16 protein-coding genes are annotated in these 16304 nt (G+C 66.8%); 5 read left to right on the forward strand and 11 right to left on the reverse strand.

From position 1 onward, the window contains the following. Window positions 1-57: 57 nt before the first annotated feature. Window positions 58-1119 carry a phosphotransferase family protein gene (locus tag J6U32_RS11550; protein WP_208795566.1) on the forward strand — a complete coding sequence of 354 codons (1062 nt, stop codon included), beginning with the start codon at window positions 58-60 and terminating at the stop codon, window positions 1117-1119. Window positions 1120-1147: 28 nt separating this feature from the next. Beyond that, window positions 1148-1891, forward strand: a complete 744-nt coding sequence (locus J6U32_RS11555; protein ID WP_244332821.1) for a TetR/AcrR family transcriptional regulator — start codon at window positions 1148-1150, stop codon at window positions 1889-1891. Between the two features lie 6 nt (window positions 1892-1897). Here the strand turns inward: J6U32_RS11555 and J6U32_RS11560 are convergent, their stop codons facing one another. From J6U32_RS11560 to J6U32_RS11570, 3 genes are all read right to left on the reverse strand, one after another. After that, window positions 1898-3148 (reverse strand): MCE family protein, encoded by a 1251-nt coding sequence (locus tag J6U32_RS11560; protein ID WP_208795567.1) that lies wholly within the window; start codon window positions 3146-3148, stop codon window positions 1898-1900. Between the two features lie 145 nt (window positions 3149-3293). Then, entirely contained in the window at window positions 3294-4811 is a 1518-nt protein-coding gene (locus J6U32_RS11565) for a class I adenylate-forming enzyme family protein (RefSeq protein WP_208795568.1), read from the reverse strand. A 10-nt stretch (window positions 4812-4821) separates the two neighbouring features. Further along, window positions 4822-5781: a phosphotriesterase family protein gene (locus J6U32_RS11570; RefSeq protein WP_208795569.1), complete on the reverse strand. Its 960-nt coding sequence runs from the start codon at window positions 5779-5781 to the stop codon at window positions 4822-4824. A gap of 194 nt (window positions 5782-5975) precedes the next feature. On the opposite strand from J6U32_RS11570, the gene J6U32_RS11575 reads away from it, so the two are divergent. Next, window positions 5976-6965: a L,D-transpeptidase family protein gene (locus J6U32_RS11575; protein ID WP_208795570.1), complete on the forward strand. Its 990-nt coding sequence runs from the start codon at window positions 5976-5978 to the stop codon at window positions 6963-6965. A 119-nt stretch (window positions 6966-7084) separates the two neighbouring features. On the opposite strand, the gene J6U32_RS11580 is transcribed toward J6U32_RS11575, so the two are convergent. The 3 genes from J6U32_RS11580 to J6U32_RS11590 all read right to left on the reverse strand — a co-directional run bounded on the left by J6U32_RS11580 (window position 7085) and on the right by J6U32_RS11590 (window position 11224). Continuing rightward, the gene (locus J6U32_RS11580) at window positions 7085-8485 is read right to left on the reverse strand and encodes a class II fumarate hydratase (protein ID WP_208795571.1); all 1401 of its coding nucleotides are present in this window, start codon (window positions 8483-8485) and stop codon (window positions 7085-7087) included. 152 nt (window positions 8486-8637) lie between these two features. After that, window positions 8638-10338 (reverse strand): fumarate hydratase, encoded by a 1701-nt coding sequence (locus J6U32_RS11585; RefSeq protein ID WP_208795572.1) that lies wholly within the window; start codon window positions 10336-10338, stop codon window positions 8638-8640. A gap of 22 nt (window positions 10339-10360) precedes the next feature. Further along, window positions 10361-11224, reverse strand: coding sequence for a LysR family transcriptional regulator (locus J6U32_RS11590; RefSeq protein ID WP_208795573.1), 864 nt, complete (start codon window positions 11222-11224; stop codon window positions 10361-10363). A gap of 70 nt (window positions 11225-11294) precedes the next feature. Between J6U32_RS11590 and J6U32_RS11595 the strand changes: the two genes are divergently transcribed. After that, window positions 11295-11663, forward strand: a complete 369-nt coding sequence (locus tag J6U32_RS11595) for a nuclear transport factor 2 family protein (protein WP_208795574.1) — start codon at window positions 11295-11297, stop codon at window positions 11661-11663. A gap of 45 nt (window positions 11664-11708) precedes the next feature. Here the strand turns inward: J6U32_RS11595 and glpX are convergent, their stop codons facing one another. Next, entirely contained in the window at window positions 11709-12704 is a 996-nt protein-coding gene (gene glpX, locus J6U32_RS11600; RefSeq protein WP_014359458.1) for a class II fructose-bisphosphatase, read from the reverse strand. A 168-nt stretch (window positions 12705-12872) separates the two neighbouring features. Between glpX and J6U32_RS11605 the strand changes: the two genes are divergently transcribed. Next, window positions 12873-13445 carry a DUF4245 domain-containing protein gene (locus J6U32_RS11605; RefSeq protein WP_208795575.1) on the forward strand — a complete coding sequence of 191 codons (573 nt, stop codon included), beginning with the start codon at window positions 12873-12875 and terminating at the stop codon, window positions 13443-13445. Window positions 13446-13456: 11 nt separating this feature from the next. Here the strand turns inward: J6U32_RS11605 and J6U32_RS11610 are convergent, their stop codons facing one another. From J6U32_RS11610 to J6U32_RS11625, 4 genes are read right to left on the reverse strand one after another with little or no spacing between them, the layout of a single operon-like run. Further along, window positions 13457-13939, reverse strand: coding sequence for a GNAT family N-acetyltransferase (locus J6U32_RS11610; protein WP_208795576.1), 483 nt, complete (start codon window positions 13937-13939; stop codon window positions 13457-13459). Window positions 13940-13969: 30 nt separating this feature from the next. After that, window positions 13970-14281 carry an exodeoxyribonuclease VII small subunit gene (locus J6U32_RS11615; protein ID WP_208795577.1) on the reverse strand — a complete coding sequence of 104 codons (312 nt, stop codon included), beginning with the start codon at window positions 14279-14281 and terminating at the stop codon, window positions 13970-13972. Beyond that, complete coding sequence (gene xseA, locus J6U32_RS11620; RefSeq protein WP_208795578.1) at window positions 14278-15588, reverse strand: exodeoxyribonuclease VII large subunit; 1311 nt, start codon at window positions 15586-15588, stop codon at window positions 14278-14280. Before xseA ends, J6U32_RS11615 begins: the two co-directional genes overlap by 4 nt. Then, complete coding sequence (locus J6U32_RS11625; RefSeq protein ID WP_208795579.1) at window positions 15585-16277, reverse strand: lipid droplet-associated protein; 693 nt, start codon at window positions 16275-16277, stop codon at window positions 15585-15587. Before J6U32_RS11625 ends, xseA begins: the two co-directional genes overlap by 4 nt. Between the last annotated feature and the right edge of the window lie 27 nt (window positions 16278-16304).

The raw sequence follows: 16304 nt of genomic DNA on the forward strand, positions 1-16304 counted from the left end.
CGAATCGGGAAGTCGTTGCAGCGCAGGAGGGTTCGGTGATCAAGTGGGGAGTGGGCGATGAGTGAGACCGACGTGGCCGGGGCGGGCCTGACGGCGATCGCCGAGGTCGATCCCGTCGCCCTGCTCGGCTGGCTGCGCGGAGCGGGTATCGAGTGGGCCGGCACGGTGCGGTGTACGCGCGTCGGAGTCGGCCAGTCGAATCTCACCTATCTCCTCACCGACGACTCCGGCGGCCGATGGGTGCTGCGTCGTCCGCCGGTCGGCACCCTGCTGGCGTCGGCGCATGACGTGGTGCGCGAGGCGCGCATCCTCTCAGCGCTGGCCCCGACCGACGTGGCCGTTCCGGCCGTCCTCGGTGCGTGCACCGACGAGTCGGTGAGTCCTGTTCCGCTGGTGGTGATGGAGTTCGTGGACGGTGTCGTCCTGGATCGGCTGCCGGCGGCGCAGGCGCTCTCACCCGCGATACGGCGGGCGGTGGGGGAGTCGATGATCGACACCCTCGCCCGTATCCACGACGTGGACATCGAGCAGGTCGGCCTGGCCGACCTGGCGAGCCACAAGCCCTACGCGGCACGCCAACTCAAGAGGTGGAGCGCGCAGTGGGAGAAGTCGAAGACCCGCGAGATCCCGGCGCTGGACGAGTTGACCCGCCGACTGTCGGCGAGTGCACCCGAACAACGGGAGACACGACTGGTCCACGGGGACTTCCACATTCGCAACGTCATGATCGATCCGGACAGCGGAACGGTACGAGCGGCACTGGACTGGGAGTTGTCGACCCTGGGTGATCCACTCGCCGACATCGGCAGCACCCTGGCGTACTGGCCGGCAGCCGGTGAACCGCCGCTCAGTGCTGCACCGGTGGAACTGCTCGAGGGGTTCCCGAGCCGCGACGACTTGGCCGCGATGTACCTCGACCGCACCGGCCGTGACGCGACGGCGCTGCGGTTCTGGCACGCACTCGGACTGTGGAAGGTCGCGATCATCGCCGAGGGTGTGCTCCGTCGTGCGCGGGACAACCCGGCGAACCGAGCCGCCGCCGGCGTCCCCACCGACGAAGTGATCGACGGTCTGGTCGCGCGGGCCATCGCCGTCGCCGACGCGGCCGGACTCGGATGACGACGCTGATGGGTGAGAAGATGTCGGCATGACTGCACGTGATTCGCGCGCGGTGGGGACACAGCCGTTGCAGACACCGCCGGTGGAGACACCGCCGGTGGGGGAGCAGCCGCTTCCCCCGCTGGCGGTGACCGACGGCGACAAGGCGCCGCCGGTGACCGCGCGCGGCGAGCGTACCCGCTCCGCCCTGATTGCCGCCGCGCGCCGGATCTTCGAGCGCGACGGCTTCTCCGACGCACGACTGACCGACATCACGGCCGAGGCGAAGTGTTCGACGGGAACCTTCTACACCTATTTCGACAGCAAGGAAGAGGTCCTCGACGCCGTCCTCGCGCTCGCCCACGAGGACATGCTGCATCCCGGGCTCCCGCACATCGAGACCGATCCGCACGAGGATCCGTATGCGGTGCTCGAGGCCGCCAACCGCGCGTACTTCGAGGCGTACAAGCGCAACGCCGGATTGCGGCTCGTTCTCGAGCAGGTGACCGCCAACATGCCGGAGTTCCGCGAGAAGCGGCGTCAGCGCGGGCTCGTGTTCGCGACCCGAAATGCCAGGCACATCAAGGATCTCCAGGACCGCGGCCTTGCCGATCCCGAACTCGATCCGCTGGCTGCGGCGAGCGCGCTCTCGGGCATGGTCTCGCGGATGGCCTACCAGGCCTTCGCACTCGGCGACGATGCCGATCTGGATCAGATGGTGTTCACCGCAACCCGGTTGTGGGCCAACGCCATCGGTTTACGGAGTGGTGATCGCCGACCGTCTCGACGGTGATCGCACTCAGACCGGTCGGACGCCCATGAGCGCGGCCAGTTGCCGGGCCAGCGGGGTCAGGTCGAGGCGGTCGGGGTCCTTCTTAGGTGTCGAATCCCATGGCTGCGGCGTGTTCGGATTGGCGTAGACGGTTCGCGCGGCACTTCGGACGCCCGTCGGATTGCCTTGTGGAACAGCGCATCCGGCGCCGGTATTGAACGGGAAGTCGTCGTAACGGATGTCGAAATCCGGGTTTGCGCGTTTCATCTCGTCGATGATGCGGGTGGTGCCCTCGTATCCCTGAGTGCATGCCGGTGGGTTGTTCGTCTCGAGCACGACACCGAAATGGATCTGCCCGTCGCCGGGGGCGGTGGAGTGGCCACCGGCCGAGAGGTTGGACAGCATCGAGAACGTCAGGGACGTGGTGTAGGTGGCAGGTCGGATCGTGCGCATCACCGACGCCAGGTCGTGGACGACCTTTGCGGCGTCACCACCGTTGCGCTGCAACAGTTCCGAGAGCTGGCTGGCCGAGGCGCTCCCGGTGGTCAGCAGCCGGCGCAGGTCCGGATCGGACGCCGAGAGCGTTGCCGTGAGCACGTCGAGCCCGTGCGACCAGGTGAGAATGGCATCGGACTGGTCGGCCTGGGTGGCCAGTACCGAATTCGCGTCGCGGATCAGTCCGATGGTCGCGGGCAGATTGTCGGCGCCGTCGGCGGCCAGCGTCGACAACGAGTCGACGAGCCGGGACAGGTTGTCGCCCTGTCCGTTCAGCGCTTTCCCGAGTTCGGTGATCACGGTGTGTAGGTCGTCGAGCGGTATCGATTGTGCGAGTCGCACGGTGGAGGCCACCACCTCATCGAGAGGCGGTGGCACCGAGGACCTCGTGATCGTCGACCCGTCGTGGAGGTGCGCATCGTCATCGCCGCGGGTCGGCTGGAGGTCGATGAATTGTTCGCCGATCGCGGATCGGTTGGCGACGACCGCCATTGCCGACGCCGGGACCTTCGGCGCGTCCGAGTCCAACTGGAGTTCGACGTCGACGCCGTCGTGCGTGAGACGCAGGGGCCCGACGCGGCCGACGGGTATGCCGAGGTAGGTGACCTCAGCATTGGTGAAGATGCCCCCGGAATCGGGGAGGTGTGCGGTCACCGTGTACACCCCGACGCCGACGACGCGGTTCACGTGGACCAGCCAGATCCCCGCGACCACGCTGACCACCAGCCCGAGGACGAGGATCGCGGTGATCTGAAGTCGCGCAATCCGACTCAGCGGTGGCATGTGTGAGGACCCGACCCTTCCGCCTCGCGTGCTCGCGAGGCCGCTCGAACATTACTCGGGGGTAAGGTTCGGCAGCCAGGGCTCTGTGGTCAACGCCGCGCACAACCCCCGCTATGACTGACGACATAGCCGGCGGTCGGTGTGGTCAGTGCGGAACCGAGATCAGCGGTGCGCGGTCGATGGCCCGCTTGAGGATCTTTCCGGTTGCCCCCTTGGGCAGTTCGTCGACGACGTGCACGATGCGCGGCACCTTGTAGGCCGACAGGCGTTCTTTTGCCCACTCGCGCAACGTGTCCTGCTCGATCGTGGCACCCGGGCGCACCGCGACGACGGCGACGATCTCCTCGCCGTAATGGTCATCGGGTATTCCGATGACGGCAACCTCGACGATGCCGGGGTGGGTGTAGAGGACCTCCTCGACCTCACGGGGATACACGTTGTAGCCGCCACGGATGATGAGGTCCTTGGCGCGATCGACGATGCGGACGTCGCCGTCGGCGTCCATCGAGCCCAGATCGCCTGTGCGCAACCATCCGTCGACGAGTTCGGCCGCGGTGGCGTCGGGTCGATTCCAGTAGCCGGTCATCACCGTCGGACCATTGATGAAGATCTCACCGACCTCGTCGGCGGGCAGGACGGTGCCGTCGGGGTCGCGGATCTCGATCCGGAATCCGGGCAGAGCCGTCCCCACGGTCCCCACCTTGGGCGGCCCGTCGAGATTGCGGAAGGTGGCGGTGCCCGCGGTCTCGGTGAGGCCGTAGCCCTCGAGGATGGAGCAGCCGAACCGCTCCTCGAAGACGCGGATCACTTCACCGGGAAGGGAGGCGCCGCCCGAGCAGGCCAGGCGCAGGTCGGCGAAATCGCTCGGGGTGTAACCACCGGTGACCTGCAGCATGGCGTTCCACATGGTGGGCACCCCGCACGCGATCGTGATGTGCTCGTCGCGCAGGCGATCCATGAACTCGGTCGGCGTGAAGGGGCTCATCAGCGACAACGTGCCCGCCCAGGTGAGTGCGCCGTGCATGACGACCACCTGACCGAAACAGTGGAACAGAGGTAGCGCGGTGGCCCAGCGCTCGGTGTCGTGCAGGCGCAATGCGTCGCGGAACGCCTGTGGCGCGGCGTTGACGTTCGCGATGCTCAGCTGTGCGCCCTTGGGTTTGCCGGTGGTACCGGAGGTGTAGAGGATCACCGCCGTCTGGTGCTCGTCACGCTCGATATACGTTGTCACACCGTCGATCTCGGGGGAGTCGTCCTCGAAGGGCCCGATCTCGGTGAAGGGCAGCCCGCGCAACTCGGCGACCGCACGGGCATTGGTCGCACAGTCCTGCCAGGCGACGATCATCATCGTGCCCGAATCGTCGACGACGTAATCGATCTCGGGAACCGTCGACATCACGTTCATGGTGATGACGGTGGCGCCGAGGGTGTGCAGTCCGTAGTAGACGATCGGGAACTCGGGGATGGTCGGCGCGATGAGCAGGACTCGATCTCCGGGGGCCACCCCGGCGGCGGCGAACCGGGCCGCGGCCCGGGCGATGCGGGCCCGGAGGTCGGCGTAGGTCAGCGCACGCGACCCGCTGCGCACCGCGACGCGATCGGGGTGGTGCTCGGCATTGTTCCACAGGGCGGCAACGGGATTGGCTGTGACAGCAGTGTTCATGAGGAGGCTCTCACTCGAAGTAGCGGCGGGGGACCTCGACGAGCATCGTGGTGATCTGCTCGTCGGTGACTCCGCGTTCGCGCAGGGTCGGCAGGACGTCTTCGCTGATATGGCGGTAATTCCACTTGGGCACCGCCTGCTTCTTGGCCTCGGGATCGAACCAGTCGATGAAGCATGCGGCGTCGTGGGCGAGCCCGATGCGGTCGGCGTATCCGCGTTTGCACAGTTCGACGATGGTGTTGATGCGATCGTCGAAGGGCAACAAGACGTCGAGCCCGAACCGATCCATGCCGAGGATCGACCCGGCGTCGGCGATCTTCATCAGGTAGTCGAGGTCGGTGCTGTCTCCGGAGTGTCCGATGACGACCTTGCTCAGATCGGCACCCTCCTCGGCGAGCACACGCTGGGCGACGAGCCCGGATTCGGTGTGCGGATTGGTGTGCACGGTGATGGGCGCGCCGGTGGCGACACTGGCCTGTCCGACCGCGCGCATCACCCGCTCGACGCCCGGTGTCAGTCCCTGTTCCTCGATGGCGCACTTCAGGAACGCCGCCCGGACGCCGGTGTCGGCGATGCCCTCGGTGAGGTCGCGCACGAAATAGGTGACGAGCGGTTCGTCGACGTCGAAAAGCAGGCCCGGGCCGGTGTAGTGGAACTGGAAAGGGATCTCGTTGTAGGTGTAGAGCCCGGTCGCCACGACGATGTTGAGGTCGACCTGCTCGGCGATCTTCTGGATGCGGGGGATGTACCGACCGAGACCGAGGACCGTCGGGTCGAAGATGGTGTCGATGCCCAGGGACTTGAGTTCGTTGAGGTCGCGGACGGCCTCGGCGATCTTGCGCTCTTCGTCCCAATCGTCCTGATAATTGATCCGATATTCCTCGCCGACGACGAAGACGTGTTCGTGGATCAGGGTGCGACCGAGTTCGTCCGAGGAGATCGGACCGGTGACGGTGGTGACGGTGGACATGCGCTTCCCTTCGATGCGAGCGAAATCCGGTGATGCGCTGTGGTCTGCATCACTGCATGGACCCTAGTTGAGGGTGAGTTCAGATTCAAGGAGGGGGTGGTGATCGGATCCATGCCGCACCGTGACCATCGCGAGACTCATCGCCTCTTGCCTTTTGCCAGACTGGTGTGGTGCAGAAGTTACTGATGAGGCGAATGAGGTTGTTGGGACTGATGGTGATTGCGGTGCTGGCCGCTTTCGCCGGTGGTGCCGGCATCGCGACTGCCGCCCCATCCACCACGCCGACGACCCCGACCACACCGGCCACTCCAGGTGCGACGCTGCCCGGCGGCATCAGCATCCCGCAGACCGGTATCCCCGAACTCGACAAGGTCCTCGACACACTCTCGGGGGCCGGCTCGTCCGGCGGTGGGACGCAGTCGAGTCAGACGAGTCAGCTGATCGTGGTGACCGCGCCCAAGGCCAGCGACCAGAAGGCGACGCTCACGGCGTTCGAACGCGACTCCACCAGTGGTAGCTGGAAGCCGGTGTTCGGGCCGACCCAGGCATTCCTCGGCGAAGTGGGTATGGGTGAGCCCGCCGACAACGTCTACCGCACCCCGCAGGGCACCTTCGCCCTCGACCAGGCCTTCGGGCGGCTGGCCAATCCCGGCACCAAGATGCCGTACTTCCAGGTGACACAGCAGGATTGGTGGGACTCCGACATGAAGTCGCCCACCTACAACACGCACGTGCACCAGGCGCAGAGCCCCGGCGGGGACAGTGAGAACCTCTACGACGCCGGACCTGCTTACGACTACGCGGTGAACATCGCGTCCAATCCGCAGCGCATCCCCGGCAAGGCGTCGGCGATCTTCCTGCATGCCAGCACCGGCGAGCCGACGATGGGTTGTGTGGCGATCGACAAGGATGTGCTGCGCAACATCTTGACCTGGCTCGATCCGGCCAAGAGCCCGAAGATCACCATCGGCGTCAATCAGGCTGCGCCGACGGGTAGTGCGCCGGCGCTGACGACACCGCAGTCGACCACACCGCAATCAACGCCCCAGTCGGGCGCCCCACAGTCGGGCACCACGACGACCACGCCGGGTGCCACGAGTGGACTCCTCGACGACAATGCCCTGACCCAGTTGCTCAACCAACTGGTCGGCATCCTGCCGTCCATGCTGGGAGTCGGTGGCTGACAACCATATCCGTGAGGTGACGAGGCGACGCCGTCGATCCGTGTGGGATCGGCGGCGTAGCCGTGTCGGTGGTCGGGGTGCAGCGTCCGGGATCTTCGTGGCGGGTCGGGATTCGCCGATCAGCGTTCGCGGTCGAGATTCGCCATCTTCAGCACGTCGAGCCGCTTGTCGAGCTCGGCCTCGCTGAGCTTGTCGCCGATGAGGCCGCGATCGATGACGGTCTGCCGAATCGTCTTGCCCTCCTTGAGGGCTTGTTTGGCGACCGCCGCCGCCTCCTCGTATCCGATCGCCGAGTTGAGCGGGGTGACGATCGACGGAGAACTCTCGGCAAGCGTCTTGAGACGCTCCTCGTGGGCGACGAGGCCGGAGATGCAGCGGTCGGCGAACAGTCGGGACACGTTGGCCAGCAACTTCAGCGACTCCAGCACGTTGCGCGCCATCATCGGGATGTACACGTTCAGCTCGAAGGCGCCGTTGCCGCCACCCCAGGTGACCGCGGCGTCGTTGCCGACGACCTGCGCGGCGACCTGGGTGACCGCCTCGGGCAGAACGGGATTGACCTTGCCGGGCATGATCGAGCTGCCGGGCTGCAGGTCGGGCAGCTGGATTTCGCCGAGGCCGGTGAGCGGGCCCGACCCCATCCAGCGGACGTCGTTGGCGATCTTGGTCAGCGACACCGCGACCGTCTTCAGCTGACCCGACAGTTCGACCAGCCCGTCCCGGGCGGCCTGCGCCTCGAAGTTGTCCTTGGCGAGCGAGAGGGCGTCGACGTCGGTGAGCTTGCGCAGTTCGGCGACGACCTTGGTGCCGAAGCCGGCCGGCGCATTGAGTCCGGTGCCGACGGCCGTCCCGCCGATCGGCAGTTCGCCGACCCGGGGGAGTGTCGAGGTGATGCGCTCGATACCGGCCTCGACCTGGCGGGCATAACCGCCGAACTCCTGGCCCAGGGTCACCGGTACCGCATCCATCAGGTGGGTGCGACCGCTCTTGACGACCTCACGCCACTCGTTCGACTTCTCCAACAATGCCAACCGGAGATGATCGAGCGCCGGGATCAGATCGCTGACGGCGGCCTCGGTGGCCGCGACGTGGGTGGCGGTCGGGAAGGTGTCGTTGGACGACTGCGACATGTTGACGTGGTCGTTGGGATGGACCTCGACGCCGGCCGCCTTGGCGATCGAGGCGATGACCTCGTTGGTGTTCATGTTGGAGCTGGTGCCCGAGCCGGTCTGGAACACGTCGATGGGGAACTGGTCGTCGTGGCGGCCGTCGGCGATTTCCTTGGCCGCGGCGATGATGGCGTCGGCCTTCACCGCATCGAGTAGCCCGAGATCCTTGTTGACCTGCGCGCACGCCGCCTTGAGCAGTCCCATCGCCCGGATCTGGGTGCGCTCGAGTGGGCGGTGGCTGATCGGGAAGTTCTCGACGGCGCGCTGGGTCTGGGCCCGCCACAGCGCGTCGACGGGGACTTTCACCTCGCCCATGGTGTCGTGCTCGATGCGGTACTGCTGCTCGGTCATGGTGCTGCGTCCTCCGATGGTCGACGGCGAGTTAGGACTACCTCAATTCACGCTACTCGTGGCCGTCGGAGCCCGGCGGGCAGGCCCGTCGACAGCTCTGTGCCGTAGATCGGTGTCACAGGTGGTGGCATCGATCTACGGCGTGAGCCCGCTCAGCGCTCTTTCGAGCGGATGCGCACCCCACCCAGCGGGACGGTCACCGCGCCACCCGGATCGGTGAAGAAGTCGTTGCCCTTGTCGTCGACGACGATGAACGCCGGGAAGTTCTCGACCTCGATCTTCCAGACGGCTTCCATACCGAGCTCGGGATACTCGATGACCTCCTGACTCCTGATGCAATCGAGCGCCAGCCGTGCGGCTGGTCCGCCGATCGAGCCGAGATAGAAACCACCGTGTGCCGCACAGGCATTGGTGACCTGCTTGGAGCGGTTGCCTTTGGCCAGCATCACCATCGAGCCGCCTGCCGCCTGGAATTTCTCGACGTAGGAGTCCATGCGGCCGGCCGTGGTCGGTCCGAACGAGCCCGAGGCCATACCCTCCGGGGTCTTCGCCGGTCCGGCGTAGTAGACGGGGTGATCGCGCAGGTACTGAGGCATGGGTTCGCCCGCGTCGAGGCGCTCGGCGATCTTGGCATGCGCGATGTCACGGGCGACGACGAGCGGGCCGGTGAGCGAAAGCCGGGTCTTGACAGGATAGTTGGACAGCTCCGCCAGGATCTCGCTCATCGGGCGGTTCAGATCGATGTCGACGACAGCGCCACCCTCGATGTCCTCGGCGACGCCGGCATCCGGCATGTACTGCGCGGGATCGGTTTCGAGCTGCTCGAGGAACACACCGTCGGCGGTGATCTTGCCCAGTGCCTGGCGGTCGGCCGAACACGACACCGCGATCGCGACCGGACAGGACGCGCCGTGGCGCGGCAGCCGGACGACGCGGACGTCGTGGCAGAAGTACTTGCCGCCGAATTGTGCTCCGATGCCGAAGGATTGGGTGAGCGTGAACACCTCCTCCTCCAATTCCACGTCCCGGAAGCCGTGGGCGGCCATCGATCCCTCGGTGGGCAGGGTGTCGAGGTAGTGCGCCGAGGCGTATTTCGCCGTTTTCAACGCGAACTCGGCGGAGGTTCCGCCGATGACCACCGCGAGGTGATACGGCGGGCAGGCTGCGGTGCCGAGCGAGCGGATCTTCTCGTCCAGGAACTCCAGCAGTCGCTTGGGATTCAGGATGGCCTTGGTCTCCTGGAACAGGAACGACTTGTTGGCGCTACCGCCACCCTTGGCCATGAACAAGAACTTGTATTCGGGCCCCCTCGGTCCCTGCTCGGTGGAGTAGATCTCCACCTGCGCAGGCAGATTGGTGCCCGTGTTCTTCTCGTCGTAGGTGGTCAGGGGCGCCAGCTGCGAATACCGCAGATTGAGCTTGGTGTAGGCGTCGTAGACACCGCGTGAGATCCACTCACCGTCGGTGACCCCGGTGAGCACCCCCTCGGACTTCTTGCCCATGATGATCGCGGTACCGGTGTCCTGGCACATCGGCAGCACGCCGCCGGCGGAGATGTTGACGTTCTTGAGCAGGTCGAGTGCGACGAAGCGGTCGTTGCCCGAGGCCTCCGGATCGTCGATGATCTTGCGCAACTGCGCGAGGTGCGCGGGCCGCAGATAGTGGCTGATGTCGTGCATCGCCTCGGCGGTCAGCCGCTGCAAGGCCTCGGGGGCGACTTTGAGGAAGGTCTGACCATCGGCGGTGAAGGTCGAGACCCCCTCGGTGGTGATCAGTCGATACGGGGTGTCATCGGCGCCGGAGGGCAGCAAATCGGCATAGCGGAACTCCGGAGCAAGGGCTGGTTTGCTCACGCGGAAATCCTAGCGTGGCACCTCAGAGCCCGAGTAGGGAGCGGAATGCCTGCGCGGCCGCCGACGGATCGCGACGCGAGACGACCCCGAGACTCGAGCGGGCTGCTGCGTCGGCCAGGGGCACCGCCACGATGCCGTCGAAGCCGGCCGCGGTGTTCTCGCTGAGTGCGCCGACGCCGATGCCGCGCCGGGCCAGCAGGCTCACCTGGGCGGGCGTGGTCACCTCCCAGCGTGGGGTTGCGGTCATCCCGATACGAGCAGCTGCGGCATCGAGTGCGGCGCGTGCCCCGGTACCGACCGGCAAGGAGATCAGATCGGCGGTCAACAGGTGCGCGGTGTCCAGGGTCGTCGACGACGCCCACGGATGATCGGGGGCGAGGACCGCGCACAATGCGTCCTCGACGATGACGCGGGTGAGCAGGTCGGCCGGGGCCTCGCCCGCCCATCCGGCGACGGCGACGTCGAGCCCGCCGTCACGCACCGCGCGTATCAGGTCGTCGGAGAGACCCTCGATCAGCCGGACGTCGATCCCCGGGTGACTGTCGTGCATCACCGCCAGGGCGTCGACGAGCGGATCCCAGGTCAGTCCGGTGACGGCTCCGACACGCAGCGATCCGGTCATCACACCGCGGATCGCGTTGGCCGTGTCGGTGACGGCGTCGATGCCGCTCAGGGCCTGGCGGATCACCGGAAGCAGCGTGCGGCCCTCCGCGGTGAGCGACACCCGCCGCGATGTGCGATCGAAGAGTGTCACGCCCAGTTCGCGTTCGAGCTTCGCGATCTGGGTGGACACCCCAGACTGGCTGACACGCACGGTCTGCGCGCCGGCGGTGAACGTGCCGGCGTCGACGACAGCGGTCACGTATCGCAGCTGGTGCAGTTCCATTGCTGAAAATGATAGATGCTATCCGAAAGATCTGTTGGACGGATGGGCTCTCGGACTCCACCATGGAGTCATGACTGAGATGATCTCCACCACCGAGACCAGCCGTACCGTCGCCGAGACCTACTTCGATGCTTGGCGCACAAGAGATTTCGATCGGCTGCGGTCGGTGCTCGCCCCCGACGTGAGCTTCGTCGGCGTCATGGGGGTCGCCGACGGCGCCGACGCCTGCCTCGCCGGACTGCAGGGCATGGCCGAATCGATCATGGATGACCTTGTCCTGCACGCCCGAGTGGCCGACGGCGACGACGTCATCACCTGGTTCGACCTGATGACCAAGGACGGCGCCACGTTGCCGACCGCCAACTGGAGCCACGTCGAGGACGGCCTGATCACCCGCATCCGGGTCACCTTCGATCCTCGGCCACTCGGAAACGGTTGAGCCACAGGGGTAGTGGCGCACCGGCCTGAACTCGAGCCGGTGCGCTCAGATGCTCAGGCGCGCGTACTCGCGGAGCTTGGCCGTCTTGTGGACGGCCTCGATCCGGCGAATGGTGCCCGACTTGGAGCGCATGACCAGCGAACGTGTGGTGGCGCCGCCGGGTCGGTAGGTGACGCCGCGCAGCATGTCGCCGTTGGTGACCCCAGTTGCGCAGAAGAACGAGTTCTCACCGCTGACCAGGTCGTTGGTGCCGAGCACACGGTCGAGATCGTGGCCGGCGTCGAGTGCCTTCTTGCGCTCTTCCTCGTTGCGCGGCCAGAGCTTGCCCTGGATCTCGCCACCCATGCACTTCATCGCGACAGCGGTGATGATGCCCTCGGGGGTACCGCCGACACCCATCAGCATGTCGACGGTGCTGTAGTCGCCCGCAGCCGCGATCGACCCCGCGACGTCGCCGTCGGAGATGAGGCGGATCTTGGCGCCGGCCTGCCGGATCTCGCCGATCAGATCGGCGTGGCGAGGCCGGTCGAGGACGACGACCGTCAGGTCGGCGACGTCGATGCCCTTGGCCTTGGCGACCGAGTTGATGTTCCACTCCACCGACTCGTCGATGTTGATGGCGCCCTTGGCCTCCGGGCCCACGGCGATCTTGTCCATGTAGAACACCGCCGACGGGTCGTACATGGTGCCGCGCTCGGACACCGCGATCACCGCGATCGAGTTCGGGCGGCCCTCGGCCATCAGGGTGGTCCCGTCGATGGGATCGACCGCGACGTCACAGTCGGGTCCGCTGCCGTCGCCGACCTCTTCGCCGTTGAACAGCATCGGGGCTTCGTCCTTCTCGCCCTCACCGATCACCACGACGCCGCGCATCGATACCGTCGAGAGCAGCTCACGCATCGCGTCGACGGCGGCACCGTCGCCACCCTTCTTGTCGCCACGCCCCACCCAGCGTCCGGCGGCCAACGCGGCGGCCTCGGTGACTCGCACCAACTCCATCGCGAGGTTGCGGTCAGGGGCCTGGGGGGTGGCTTCGGTCATGTCTTGGACTCCTCGGCGTGCGGCGGTGCAACTGGCCTCCATCCTCGCATGTCACCCCGATGCGCTGGTCACCGCCCGGCGTGACCCATCCGGGCGGTTGCGTTCAGCCGGTAAACGGCGGATGGGCGATTTGCCGAACGGCGTGTGTCGGCTGGAATACTGAGCCCCATGGCCCAGAAACCGCGCCATCTCGTCAACGGCAAGGACATGATCTGGTCGATCATTCCGCTGTTGGCGATCTGCGCGCTCGTCGCGATCGCCTCGGGGAACTGCTCGGTGGGGCTCACCGGAAGTGCCTCCGACGACCGGCGCAGCCCGTTCGACGTACAGGGCGCACTGCTCTCGGACTCGCAGACGCTGCCCTTCCCGATCCGCAAGCCGCCGGACCCCGCCGGCTGGAAACCGAGTTCGGGCAGCCGCGAGAACGTGGCCGGGCATGTGGTCAGCAACGTCGGCTGGATCACCAACAGCGGTAGCTACGTGCAGCTGACCCAGACCGACGCGTCCGAGGACGAACTCGTCGACCATCTCGCCGATGGTTCGACCGTGGCCTCGGGGACCGGCACCCGCGAGATCGGTGGGCAGCGCTGGGTGACCTACAGCACCCACGACGGCAACAAATTCTGGATCACCGACCTCGGTTCGGTACGAATCGCGGTCATGTCCACCGGCTCCGACAGCGGGATGGCCACGATGGCCGAATCGGTGATCGAGCAGCAGCCGCTGCCGGGTAGGGGTTGACGCGTACCGCGTCAGCTATGGCGAACCATCAGATCGTTGTCAGTGCTGAATCCACAACGTGCGTATAGCGGAACGGATTTCGAAGTCGGGGACAGAACGACCTTGGTGTAGCCTCGCGCGTCGGCGAATCCGAGTACCGCTTCGATGAGGTCGTGGCCGATGCCGCGGCCTCGATGTTCGGCAGCGACGTAGAGATGCCCGAGATATCCCCACGATCCCGCGGCGACAGACCTGGGACTGGGCATGCGCGTGTATTCGGTCAGACAGACCATGCCCACCGCGGCCGACGTTGTGCGATCCGCTGCCACGACCTCCATAACGGCGGTCCACACCGACCGGTGCGAGGCAGTCATCCAGCGCTCAACCTCCGTGACGAACTCGGCATCGGCCGACCACTCCGGTATCTCCGGCGCGGTTTCCCGCGCCCAGGCCCATCGCAGCATGGCCACGTCGGTAGGACTGGTGCACTCGGAGATCATCGTCGTTTCGGCCACTGTGCTCCTCGTCCTCTTCTGACTTCACGCTCAGTCGTCGAACTCGTCGTCATCCTCCGTGTCGTCCTCGTGATCGAGGTCCTCACCGTCGTTGAGCACCGCCTCGATGCGTTCGCGTGCGCCGGCGAGGTGGGCCTCGCAGCGATCGGCGAGCGCCTCGCCGCGTTCCCACAGCGCGAGCGACGCGTCGAGGTCGAGGCCTCCGCGCTCGAGGGTCGCGACCACCTCGGCGAGTTCGTCGCGGGCTTGTTCGTATCCGAGTTCGCCGACCGGGGTACGTTCGTCGTCGGAGGTGTCGGCCTTCTGTGAAGCCGACTTCTTTGCTGCCCGTTGGGGACTCACTGTTCCTCCTGTGCATGGTCGTCGGTGTCGTCGTGGTGGTGAGGGGCGTCGTGGTCGTGAGGGGAGTGCGCGGCGGGCTCGATCGAGGTGACGTCGGCGTGAATCGACCCGTCGCCCAACCGGATTCGTAGCCGCGCCGACGTCGGCAGACCGTCCACGGAGTCGAGCACGTGCGGCGGGTCGGTGTCGACGCGCTGCACGACGGCGTACCCGCGGGCCAGCGTCTGAGCCGGTCCCAACGTCGCGAGCCGGGCCGCGAGATGTTCGGTACGGCGGTCCTCGGTGTCGAGGCGGCCGACGAGGGTGCGACGCAGGTCCGCTCGAAGCCGGTCGACGCGTTCGTTGTGTCGGTCGAGCACCGTGAACGGATCGGCGAGCACCGGGCGGGCACGAAGGCCGGCGATCACCCGGTCCTCGCGATGCACCCAGTTGCGTAGGGCATGCGCGCTGCGACGGCGCAGGGCGGCGATCCCGGCGAGTTCGGCCTCCACGTCGGGGACCACGCGTTTGGCCGCATCGGTGGGGGTGGCGGCGCGGATGTCGGCGACGAAGTCCAGGAGCGGATTGTCGGGTTCGTGGCCGATCGCGCTGATCACCGGTGTCGAGCACGCGGCGACCGCCCGCAACAGCGCCTCGTCGGAGAACGGCAACAGGTCCTCGACGCTGCCACCGCCGCGGGCGATGATGATGACGTCGATGTCGGCGTGCGCGTCGAGCTCGCGAAGGTGGCCGATGATCCGCGGCACCGCCGTCGGGCCCTGCACCGGTGCATCACGGACATCGAATCGCACCGCGGACCACCGCGCCGAGGCCACCGACACCACGTCGCGTTGCGCGGCACTGGCGCGGCCGGAGATGAGGCCGATGGTGCGCGGCAGGAACGGGATCGGACGTTTGAGACGTGCGTCGAAGAGTCCCTCGGCGGCCAGCAACTGCCGCAGCCGCTCGATGCGCAACAGCAGCTGACCCACGCCGATGGGTCGAATATCGCTGACGCGCAACGAGATCGTGCCGCGGCCGGTGTAGTAGCTGGGGCGACCGAGCATCACGACGTGGGCCCCGTCGGTGATCGGCACCTCGGAGCGGGCGAGCAGGTCGGGGCTGCACGTGACCGAAATGGAGATGTCGGCGGCGGGATCGCGCAGCTTCAGAAACGATGTGCGCGTTCCGGGGCGGCGGCTGATCTGGGTGACCTGGCCCTCCACCCAGATCTGGCCGAGCCGGTGAATCCAGTCGGCGATCTTGGTGTTGACGGTGCGCACCGGCCACGGGTTGTCGGCCGAATTCGCCGAACCGCCACCGCTCACTTCGATGGCGAGCGCTTGTTCTCGGCCGCGGTGATCCGATTGTCGATCATGGTGATGAACGGAGCGCGGTTGCGGTTGGCCTTCTCATAGGCGAGCAACTCGGAGAGTTCGCCGACACCGACCGACCTCAGCTTGGCGCGCAGCTGGGCCAGGGTGAGGTTGTCGTACTCGGTGTACTCGACGACCTCGGGCACCGGACCGGTGGGCGCCGGGGTGTCACTGCCGGGGCCGGTGGTCGAGGAGGTGATGACTTCTTCGGGGGCCGACGAGTACAGCGCGAATCGCCCGGCGTCGGCGCGCGGGGCCGGCGACTCGGCGGGGGATGTCTCGGAGGGCGCGGGCTCGGTGTGGTCGTCCGAGGCGGCGTCGTGCTCGTCATCCGGGGTGTCGGCGAGGGTTGCCCGCCCGGACTCGATCGGCACGACGGTATCGGCGACCTCGGTGTCGTCCTCGTCGAAGCGCGCCCACGCGGGCTCCTCGCTGGGGCGGTCGAAGATCATCTCCAGAGCGGTGTCGCCCTTGATGGCCAACTCGGCGATGCCCTGCTGGGCGCGCATCGCCAACTGCAGCGTCTCGCTGACCGCGGTCACCGGAAGGGTGAACAGCAGAGTCGGCAACTTACGCGTCTCTTCGACGGCCGTGACGACGAGACCTGCGGCGATACGGGCCGGATAAGGAGCACGAACCATGGGTTCACTCTGCCATCTCGCGGCGAG

This window comes from Gordonia polyisoprenivorans (genome assembly GCF_017654315.1).
GTDB classification, from domain to species: domain Bacteria; phylum Actinomycetota; class Actinomycetes; order Mycobacteriales; family Mycobacteriaceae; genus Gordonia; species Gordonia polyisoprenivorans_A.

What these genes read in the sequence shown, in the direction of transcription:
- J6U32_RS11550 (WP_208795566.1), top strand. Translation starts at nt 58, where the DNA reads ATGAGTGAGACCGACGTGGCCGGGGCGGGCCTGACGGCGATCGCCGAG.
- J6U32_RS11565 (WP_208795568.1), bottom strand. Translation starts at nt 4,811, where the DNA reads ATGAACACTGCTGTCACAGCCAATCCCGTTGCCGCCCTGTGGAACAAT.
- J6U32_RS11605 (WP_208795575.1), top strand. Translation starts at nt 12,873, where the DNA reads ATGGCCCAGAAACCGCGCCATCTCGTCAACGGCAAGGACATGATCTGG.
- J6U32_RS11590 (WP_208795573.1), bottom strand. Translation starts at nt 11,224, where the DNA reads ATGGAACTGCACCAGCTGCGATACGTGACCGCTGTCGTCGACGCCGGC.
- J6U32_RS11560 (WP_208795567.1), bottom strand. Translation starts at nt 3,148, where the DNA reads ATGCCACCGCTGAGTCGGATTGCGCGACTTCAGATCACCGCGATCCTC.
- J6U32_RS11625 (WP_208795579.1), bottom strand. Translation starts at nt 16,277, where the DNA reads ATGGTTCGTGCTCCTTATCCGGCCCGTATCGCCGCAGGTCTCGTCGTC.
- J6U32_RS11575 (WP_208795570.1), top strand. Translation starts at nt 5,976, where the DNA reads ATGAGGTTGTTGGGACTGATGGTGATTGCGGTGCTGGCCGCTTTCGCC.
- J6U32_RS11580 (WP_208795571.1), bottom strand. Translation starts at nt 8,485, where the DNA reads ATGACCGAGCAGCAGTACCGCATCGAGCACGACACCATGGGCGAGGTG.
- J6U32_RS11555 (WP_244332821.1), top strand. Translation starts at nt 1,148, where the DNA reads ATGACTGCACGTGATTCGCGCGCGGTGGGGACACAGCCGTTGCAGACA.
- J6U32_RS11570 (WP_208795569.1), bottom strand. Translation starts at nt 5,781, where the DNA reads ATGTCCACCGTCACCACCGTCACCGGTCCGATCTCCTCGGACGAACTC.
- glpX (WP_014359458.1), bottom strand. Translation starts at nt 12,704, where the DNA reads ATGACCGAAGCCACCCCCCAGGCCCCTGACCGCAACCTCGCGATGGAG.
- J6U32_RS11595 (WP_208795574.1), top strand. Translation starts at nt 11,295, where the DNA reads ATGACTGAGATGATCTCCACCACCGAGACCAGCCGTACCGTCGCCGAG.